Raw genomic sequence first — 8,780 nt, 5'->3', positions numbered from 1 at the left:
CGTCGTGTCTGCCTGCTCCGTCGTGTCTGCCTGCTCCGTCGTGTCTGCCTGCTCCGTCGTGTCTGCCGCTCCGTCGAATCTGCTTGCGCACGTCAGCGCAGTGGGACCACGACCCGGGCCTCGGTGCCGCCGGCCTCGCCCCGCCGCATGTCGAGCGTTCCGCCGAGGTCGATGGACACCATCGTCTTCACGATCTGCAGTCCCAGCCGGTCGGAGGTGTTCAGATCGAAACCCGCCGGGAGTCCGGCGCCGTTGTCGATGACCTCGATGGCCAGTTCGCGGACGTCGCGGTGGGCATGGACTTCGATCCACGTGGGCTGTGTGGTGGGCGAGACGGCACCGGCCGTCAGTTCTCCTCCCGCGGCTCCCACGCCGTGTTCGATGGCGTTCTGGATGAGCTCGGTCAGCACCATGACCAGCGGCATCGCCTGGTCGGCCGGCAGTACGCCGAGCCTGTCGACGCGACGCACCGACACCCGCGACTCCCCTGCCACGTCGACGAGGATGGGTACGAGGCGGTCGGTGACCTCGTCGAGGTCCACTTCCTCGTCGACACTGGCCGAAAGTAGTTCGTGGACGAGCGCGATGGACGCCACCCGCCGCACCGCCTCATTGAGGGCACCCTTGGCCTCCGGGTTGGTGGTGCGCCGGGATTGCAGACGCAACAGCGCCGACACCGACTGCAGATTGTTCTTGACCCGGTGATGGATCTCGCGGATCGTGGCGTCCTTGCTGATCAGCGCGAGGTCGCGGCGTTTGACCTCGGTGACGTCGCGGATCAAAATGACGGCGCCGGTCGCGCTTCCACGAGGGCGCAGCGCCACCGCGCGCAGCAGGACGGTGGCCCTGCGGGCATCCACCTCCATCCGCATGCCCACGTCGTCGCGGTAGGGCACGCGGGCGGAGCCGACGGGCCGCACGGCAGACTCGACCATGGCCGCCACGTCCTCGGATTCGAACCTGTCGGTGAGCAGATCGGCGGTCACCTCGATGAGCCGACGGCCGGCGAGTTCGGACGTCCAACCCATCCGATGGAAGGCCGACAACGCGTTCGGGCTGGCGTACGACACCACCCCTTCGGTGTCGAGGCGGATGAAACCGTCACCGGCGCGCGGCGTCGACAAGCCCTGCGAATTGCCTTCTTTCTCCGGAAACGTCCCGTCGGCGACCATCTGGCACAGGTCATTGGCCGACTCCTGGTATGCCATCTCCAAGGGCGACGGCAGGCGCGGATGCGTCAGGTCGGTGGCCCTGATCAGTACACCGACGATCGCGTCACCTGCGCCGGGGTCGAGGTCAGGGTCGACTCCCACAGGTGCCCCGGGATGGGTCACCGGGATCACCTCCCGGCGGATGGCGACTGCCCCGTGCCAGGTGGGATCCTCGTCCCGATGGATCCGCCCGTCGGCGAACGCCCTGGCCACCTGATCGTCGGCGGCGCGGTCGATGACCCTGCCCACCTCGTCGCCGGGAAAGACCGTCGACGCGGTGTTGGGCCGGCACTGGGCGACGGTGACCATCGCCCCGTTGTCGCCGCGTACGGTCAGCATCAGGTCGGCGAACGACAGGTCGGCGAGCAGCTGCCATTCGGCGACGAGCCGCTGCAGGTGACCGGCGGCGGCGTCGGACAGGGTGGTGTGCTCGGCGAGCAGGTCTACCAGCGTCGACATTTATCCCCGCGCTCTTCGGAGTGCGCTCGCGCTACTGGTAGACCGCGATGACGTCACCGGCCTGAATCACGTCGCCGACCGCGACCTTCACCTCGGCGAGGGTGCCGGCGTCCTCGGCGAGCACGGGGATCTCCATCTTCATCGATTCGAGAAGCACCAGGGTGTCCCCGACCTCGACGCGCTGCCCCGCAGTCGCGGAGACCTCAAGGACGGTTGCCACGATCTCCGCGACGACATCTTCAGCCATGAGATGAATCTAGGGCATGCCTCCGGCCGGCGGTGCGAGAGCGGGTTGATTTCCGGGTGCGGGCCCCGACGTGGGATGATCGACGCTGACCAACGGTAGACATCAAAGGAGATCCGCCATGGGCAAGCGTGGACGCAAGAAGCGCGCTCGCAAGAAGAACGCAGCCAACCACGGCAAGCGCCCGAACTCCTGACATGCGTCTGCAGACGACCATTCGTCTGTAGCAACACGTCGAGTTCGACCAACAAGACCCGGGACACCCAGTGCACCCGGGTCTTGTCGTATGTCGCTATCACACAGGGCGATCAGCGGGTGGTGTCGTCGGGGAGAACCACGGTGGTCCGGGTGACGACGGTCTTACGGATCTCGATGCGCAGGCGTTCCCGCAGACCCGCCGGCGCCTCGTCGCCGCCACACTTGCGGCTGATCAGGGCTTTGAGGTCGCGCTCGATGCCGTAGTGCTCCAGACACGACGGGCAGTTGTCGATGTGGCCGCGGATCCGACTGCGGGCGCCCGGATCGCATTCGTTGTCCAGCAGCAGCCACACGTCGGCGAGCACCGCGCTGCAATCGAGGGTGACGAACTCGGGGTCGGTATCTCCCGGGACACCGGTGTCGTCGGGTTCTGTGACGCTCACCGCGATACCTCACTTTTCTGCGTGCTCCGCGCAGCCCTCTTCGTGGCGCCGGACTTCTTTTCGGTATCTGAATCCTTTTGGGATTCAGCAGGTTTGGTCTTCTTTCCGGAATCCGATCCCTTGGGAGAGCGGTTGAATCCGCGTTCGCGGGCCACCTCGGCGAGCAGTTCCCGCAGCTGCCGCCTACCCCGGTGCAGCCGCGACATGACCGTCCCGATCGGGGTTTCCATGATCTCGGCGATCTCCTTGTACGGCAGCCCCTCGACGTCGGCGTAGTAGACGGCCATCCGGAAGTCTTCCGGCAATGCCTGCAACGCCTGCTTGATCTCGTCGTCGGGCAACGCGTCGAGCGCCTCGATCTCGGCCGAACGCAATCCCGACGAGGTGTGCTCGGCGGTGGCAGCCAACTGCCAGTCGGTGATTTCGTCGGTCGGATACTGCGCGGGCTGGCGCTGTTTCTTGCGATAGGAATTGATGTAAGTGTTGGTGAGAATCCGGTACAGCCACGCCTTCAGGTTGGTGCCGTCGCGGAACGAGGCGAAAGCGGTGTACGCCTTGATGTAGGTCTCCTGGACCAGGTCCTCCGCGTCGGCCGGATTGCGCGTCATCCGCAGTGCCGCGCCGTACATCTGGTCGAGCAACGGCAGCGCGTCACGCTCGAAACGGGCCGTGAGGTCGGCTTCCGATTCGTTCGGGTCGGCGCGGCGCGGCGCGGCGCCGTGATCATCCGATTCGTCCCCGACGTCGTGTGTTGCACCCGAATCCGAGTCAGCCACTGCGGTCCCTTCGATATCGACTTGCGCGGGCCCCGAAATCGACTGCGGCGCGGTGAGTACCTGGCGGAACTCGATGTGCCCCAGCGAGGTGCGCGGCGGCCCACTGCTGTCGGACCAGCTTACCGACGGCACTTCCCCGGCGGGTGCGTGCGGGGCATCGTGGCTGACGCTCACGGCTTCGACCTTTCGCCGGCGGCATGGGCAAGTGACATGATTTGCCAACAGCGATCTGTGGGAGTTTGTTCCGAATGTCCGTGACACCATGGGTGGATGTGCGGACGTTATGCGGTGACCACCGATCCGGCGAAGCTCGCGGCCGAGATCGAGGCGGTCAACGAAGTTCCCGACCTTCCGTCCGACGGCTCCGAACCGGTTGCGGCGACCAAGACCGCGCCGGGTGTCAACTACAACGTCGCCCCCACCACCATGGTGATGACGGTGGTCAAACGGCACGACCACGAGAATCCCGATGACGATCCGCAATTGCGGGTCCGGGCGATGCGCTGGGGTCTGGTGCCGTCGTGGTCGAAGGAACCGGGCAAGGGTCCGTTGCTGTTCAACGCCCGTGCCGAAACGGCCGCGCAGAAGAGTTCGTTCCGGTCGTCGGTAAGGTCGTACCGCTGTCTGGTGCCGATGGACGGCTGGTACGAGTGGAAGAACGGCCCCCTCGATTCCAAGGGCAAGCCGACGAAGATCCCGTTCTTCATGTCGCCCCACGACGGCACCCGGCTGTTCATGGCCGGGCTGTGGTCGGTGTGGCATCCGAAGGACGACGCGGACGCTCCCGCGCTGCTGAGCTGTTCGATCCTGACCACCGACGCCGTCGGCAAACTGCAGGACGTCCACGATCGGATGCCGCTGATCATGCCGTTCGATCACTGGGGTCGCTGGCTCGACCCCGATCACCTCGCGCCCAGTGCCCTGTTCCGGGCCCCACCGGAGGCGATCGCCGATGCCGTCGACATCCGCGAGGTATCGCCGCTGGTCAACCGCATCGCCAACAACGGTCCGGAGCTGCTGGCAGGGGTCTAATCCTTGCGGTAGATCTTCTCGTACTCGTTGCGCGTGTCGGCCTTGCGCTTGTCGCGGGTCACGTTGACCAACTCGGGATCGAGGCCGTTGGTGTGCAGCAGATGCCGCCGATACACCTTCATCAGCGCGAACTGGAAGTAGATCAGCGGCAACAGCAGGAGCAGCATCATGCACACCCGGATGATCAGCGGGCCGGGCACGAACGCGAACGCGATGAGGACCGGGATCAACGGCAGGATTCCGCGCACGAAGTAGCGGCGTGCGTTACCGGGTCCGACGACGTCGTTACGCACCCACTCACGCATCTCGTCCGGCAGCGGACGCCCCAACAGGTACAGAAGGCGCTGAGTCAAGGACGGCTGCGTAGCGGACATAGCTCCCATGATCGCACGGCCACGTCACGACGACGGGCGTGCGGTGAGCGCTTCGATCAGCGAGGTGAAGCGCGGGTGGCCGACGAGGTCTTCGACAAGAACGACGTCGCCGGTGTCGTCGGCGAGCGGAATTCGCCAGTTGGGGTACTGGTCGCCGGTGGTTCCGGGCTGGTTCTGGATGCGCCGCTCCCCTACCGCGTCGACGAGTGCGACGCTGAGCAGGATCGACGGGCTGCGGGCGATCAGCCGGTACAGCGCTTCGACGGTGGTCCGGTCGACGAGCTCGGCGTCGTCGAGAAGCAGTCCGCGGTCGACGGCGAGTTTCAGGACGGCGTCGCGGTCGCGGGCATCGCGGGCCCGTTCGGCTTCCTTGCCGGTTTCGAGCAGGCCCAGCGCCGAGCGGAGCGCGATGTGGTCGCCGGCGAGATAGCCGAGGGTGGGCGGCAGGTCGTGGGTGGTGACCGCCGTCAGGCACAGCCGCCGGTAGTCCTCGGGCGGAATCGGCGCGTACGGACCGTGTTCGAACCACAGGATCGAGGTGCCGAGGATTCCGCGATCACGCAGCGTGTCCTGCACGATCGGTTCGAAGACCCCGAGATCCTCGCCGATCACCACCGCTCCGGCGCGTTGTGCTTCGAGGGCGAGGATGCCGATGAGCGCATTGTGGTCGTAGCGCACATAGGCGCCGCCCGAGGGCGGATTGCCGTCGGGGATCCACCACAGCCGGAACAGGCCGAGGATGTGGTCGACGCGCACGCCGCCCGCGTGACGCAGGATGGTGCGCAGCATATCCCGATACGGCGTATAACCGGCTTCGGCCAGGCGCTGCGGGTGCCACGGCGGCTGGCTCCAGTCCTGACCTTGCTGATTGAAGCCGTCGGGCGGCGCGCCGACGCTGACCCCTTGTGCCAGTGCATCTTTGAGCACCCAAGCGTCGGCACCGGTGCGGTTGACGCCGACGGCGAGGTCGGCGATCACCCCGATGGCCATGCCGGAATCCGTCGCGGCGGTACCGGCAGCGGCGAGTTGCTGGTCGCAGATCCATTGCAGCCAGCAGTGAAAGTCGATGCGGTCGGCGCGTTTGGCTATGGCGCGGGCCAGCTTCTTCGGTTTGCCGAGCCGGTCGGGCCAGTCGTCGGTGCGGGGACCGTAGTGTTCGGCCAGGGCGCACCAGGTGGCGAAGCGGATCAGTCCCTCGCCCTCGCGTTCCCGAAATGCGGTGAAGTCCGCTTCTCGCTCGGCGGAACGGCCCGCGTCGTAGATCTTGTTGAGCCACAACAGCTTGCACCGGAACGACTTATTCCGTTTGAGTTTGCGGGGCGAGGTATTGATCGGCGCGAACTCCGCGGCGACTTTGCTCAGCTTCTTGCGGGCCTTCTTGGGGAGCCGGTCAGCCTCGGCGATGTCGGCGACGCGGATGTAGAGCGGGTTGACGAACCGCCGCGTGGTCGGCAGATACGGTGAATCCTCCACCGGCGGTGCGGGTTCGGCCGCATGCAGCGGGTTGATCTGGACGAAGTCGGCGCCGTATCCGGTGCCCGCGATCTCACAGATTCGGGCCAGATCACCGAGATCGCCCACACCCCAGGACTGTTCGGAACGGGTCGAGTACAGCTGGATCGCCAGCCCCCAGCGCTGTCGGTCGCCGAGCGCATCGGCGGTGGTCAGCCGGGCGGGTGTGACGATCAGCGGCGCCTCAACGGTCTCGTCGCGGGCCGGGTTCTGCGCGTGCAGCGTGTGGTAGCCGACACCGAGGCCGGCGGGAACGATGAAAGTGGCCCGTCCGGTGAGCACACCGTCGACCTCACGTGGGTCCACCCAGTGCTCGGCCTGCGCCGCCGGCACCGACTCGCCATCCTCGGTGGTGATCCACACGCTCACCGGATCCCCGTGTGGCACATGCACGTAGAACCAGTGTCCGGAACCTTCGATGGCGACAGTCACCGCGGGCAAGAAGGCCCGCCAGCCGTCAGCGTCGGCATCGTCGAGCGCGGCATCCACCCAATCCGGGCATTCGGTGTCGACGCCCAGCGCGGCAAGAACTTTGATCAGGGTGTCGGTGGCCACCTCATGGTCGAGTTTGTCCCAGCCCACATAGCTGTCGGCGACGCCCAGTCGGCCGGCCAGTTCCACCAGCCGCGCACGGTCAACGGTGTTCACCCGACTATCGTCGCAGGAATCTGCCCGTCGTGTCGGGCGATCAACCGTCGCACCGGTGGGTGGAACACAAGTGTTGGCCGCGATGACACCTCGATTCCATCTTGGTCAGCCGAAGAGGACGCCGGGGTTGAGCAGGTTCTGTGGGTCGAGGGCGGTTTTGACGGTGCGCATCGCAACGATGTCGACGTCGGTGCGGCCCAGCCCGATCCATGCGGCTTTCGCGCGGCCGATGCCGTGTTCGGCGGAGATACTGCCGCCGAGGTCGGCGACGACGGCGAACACGGCCTCGGTGACACGGTGTTCGTCGGCGCAGGGGACGTCGAGGTAGTTGACGTGGATATTGCCGTCGCCGACGTGGCCGAACAGGATCGGACGGCCTTGCACGCCGAGGTCGGCCGGGACCACGGTGAATCTGTCGAAGGCCTCGGGTAGTGCCCGGATCGGTACCGACACATCGAGTTTCACCACCGGGGTGGTGGTGGACCGGGCGATCGATTCCGTGTGCGTTTCGCGGGCGGCCCACAGGGCGGTCGCGGGACCGGGTTCGGCGACGGCGCCACGCACACCGTCGATGCCTTCGATCGCGGCGAACAGTTCCTCGTCGACGGTCCCGGAACCGGACACCTCGATGAGGAACGTGAACGGGGCGGGCTCGGCGACGGGTCGGCGTGCGCCGTACTCGTGGACCAGGTCGATCCCGGCGGCAGTCATGATCTCGGCGGCCTCGACGATCAGCCCGCGTCGCGAGGCGGCGGCGATCAGTTCGGTGGTTGCGGCCACCCGGTCGATGGCCAGCACCGCGACGGTCGTCGCCGCGGGCGGGGTGACCAGCGCGAACAGGACCTCGGTGATGACCGCGAGCGTGCCTTCGCTGCCGGCGAGCAGGCCGGGCAGGTCGTAGCCGACGTTGTCCTTGATCAGTGGCGACCAGCGGCGCAGGATGCAGCCGTCGGCGAGCACCGCCTCGATACCCAGCACCTGGCCGCGGGTGTTGCCGTGCCGGATCATCCGGATACCGCCCGCGTTGGTGGCCACCACCCCGCCGGCGGTCGCCGACTCGCGCGCGGCCAGGTCGATACCGAAGCGCAGGCCATGCGAGGCGGCGTGCCGGTCGATGGCGGCGACGGTCGCACCCGCCTGGGCGCCGACGCAGCGGCCGGTCGCATCAACGTCGCCGAGATCGGTCATGCGGGCGGTACTGAGCACGATGGTGACGAGCGTCGGTGAGTCGCCGGCCGCGGGTGGGACCGAACCGCCGACGAGGCCCGTGTTGCCACCCTGCACGCACACCGACACCCCGTCGGCGGCACACAGGGTGATCACCGCGGCCACCTCCTCGGTGGTGCGGGGCCGGACGACGGCGTCGGCGACACCGGTCCACCGGCCGGTCCAGTCGGCGAGATATCCGGCAAGGGTGTCGTCGTCGGTGATGACGTGCGCAGCACCGACGACGTCGGCGAGCCGTCGCAGAATGGTCGGCGTCACTCGCCCTGTCCGATCACGGGGCGGTATCGCGGGTCACGTACGGACCCGCTATCTCCGCGATCGTGCGTTGAGGAGTTTGGCAAGCCAGAGCACCAGGCAGGCACCGCCCAGGCAGGTGACGAAGCTGAAGATCAGTCCCCTACCCTCGACGTCGACGCCGAGGAGGTTGAGCAGCCAGCCACCGAGGACTCCGCCGACGATGCCCAGGACGATGTTGAGGATGAATCCCTTCTTGTCGTCCATGACCTTGCCCGCGATCCACCCGGCGAGGCCGCCGATGATGATCCAGCCGAAGAATCCCAGTGCCAACATACGTGCCTACCTCCAAGAGTCGGTTGTCCCGATGCTACTGACCGGACTTGCCGAAGAGCATGAATCCGCCGTACAGGGCGAGTCCG

Annotated in this window: 9 protein-coding genes; 1 reads left to right on the top strand and 8 read right to left on the bottom strand. The window is 66.9% G+C overall.

The annotated features are described in order from the left end of the window. Window positions 1–92 precede the first annotated feature (92 nt). From KDB67_RS02450 to KDB67_RS02435, 4 genes are all read right to left on the bottom strand, one after another. A complete protein-coding gene (locus KDB67_RS02450; RefSeq protein ID WP_291011988.1) occupies window positions 93–1,670 on the bottom strand; it encodes a sensor histidine kinase in 1,578 nt (525 codons plus the stop codon). 31 nt (window positions 1,671–1,701) lie between these two features. Next, window positions 1,702–1,917, bottom strand: a complete 216-nt coding sequence (locus KDB67_RS02445) for a biotin/lipoyl-binding carrier protein (RefSeq protein ID WP_291011986.1) — start codon at window positions 1,915–1,917, stop codon at window positions 1,702–1,704. 305 nt (window positions 1,918–2,222) lie between these two features. Further along, entirely contained in the window at window positions 2,223–2,555 is a 333-nt protein-coding gene (rsrA, locus tag KDB67_RS02440) for a mycothiol system anti-sigma-R factor (protein ID WP_291011984.1), read from the bottom strand. After that, a complete protein-coding gene (locus KDB67_RS02435) occupies window positions 2,552–3,415 on the bottom strand; it encodes a sigma-70 family RNA polymerase sigma factor (protein WP_291011991.1) in 864 nt (287 codons plus the stop codon). Before KDB67_RS02435 ends, rsrA begins: the two co-directional genes overlap by 4 nt. Window positions 3,416–3,601: 186 nt before the next feature. On the opposite strand from KDB67_RS02435, the gene KDB67_RS02430 reads away from it, so the two are divergent. Then, window positions 3,602–4,363, top strand: a complete 762-nt coding sequence (locus tag KDB67_RS02430) for an SOS response-associated peptidase (RefSeq protein WP_291011982.1) — start codon at window positions 3,602–3,604, stop codon at window positions 4,361–4,363. Here KDB67_RS02430 and KDB67_RS02425 read toward each other — a convergent pair. The 4 genes from KDB67_RS02425 to KDB67_RS02410 all read right to left on the bottom strand — a co-directional run bounded on the left by KDB67_RS02425 (window position 4,360) and on the right by KDB67_RS02410 (window position 8,694). Continuing rightward, window positions 4,360–4,737, bottom strand: coding sequence for a DUF5313 family protein (locus KDB67_RS02425; RefSeq protein WP_291011979.1), 378 nt, complete (start codon window positions 4,735–4,737; stop codon window positions 4,360–4,362). The genes KDB67_RS02430 and KDB67_RS02425 overlap by 4 nt on opposite strands. A 24-nt stretch (window positions 4,738–4,761) precedes the next feature. Then, window positions 4,762–6,897, bottom strand: a complete 2,136-nt coding sequence (gene malQ / locus KDB67_RS02420) for a 4-alpha-glucanotransferase (protein ID WP_291011977.1) — start codon at window positions 6,895–6,897, stop codon at window positions 4,762–4,764. A gap of 105 nt (window positions 6,898–7,002) precedes the next feature. Further along, the gene (locus tag KDB67_RS02415; protein WP_291011975.1) at window positions 7,003–8,382 is read right to left on the bottom strand and encodes an FAD-binding oxidoreductase; all 1,380 of its coding nucleotides are present in this window, start codon (window positions 8,380–8,382) and stop codon (window positions 7,003–7,005) included. Between the two features lie 48 nt (window positions 8,383–8,430). After that, on the bottom strand, window positions 8,431–8,694 hold the full coding sequence (locus tag KDB67_RS02410) for a GlsB/YeaQ/YmgE family stress response membrane protein (protein WP_291011973.1): 264 nt from the start codon (window positions 8,692–8,694) through the stop codon (window positions 8,431–8,433). Window positions 8,695–8,780 lie beyond the last annotated feature (86 nt).

This window comes from Gordonia sp. (in: high G+C Gram-positive bacteria) (genome assembly GCF_020438995.1).
GTDB lineage: Bacteria > Actinomycetota > Actinomycetes > Mycobacteriales > Mycobacteriaceae > Gordonia.
This window is presented reverse-complemented; position numbering and strand designations above follow the sequence as displayed.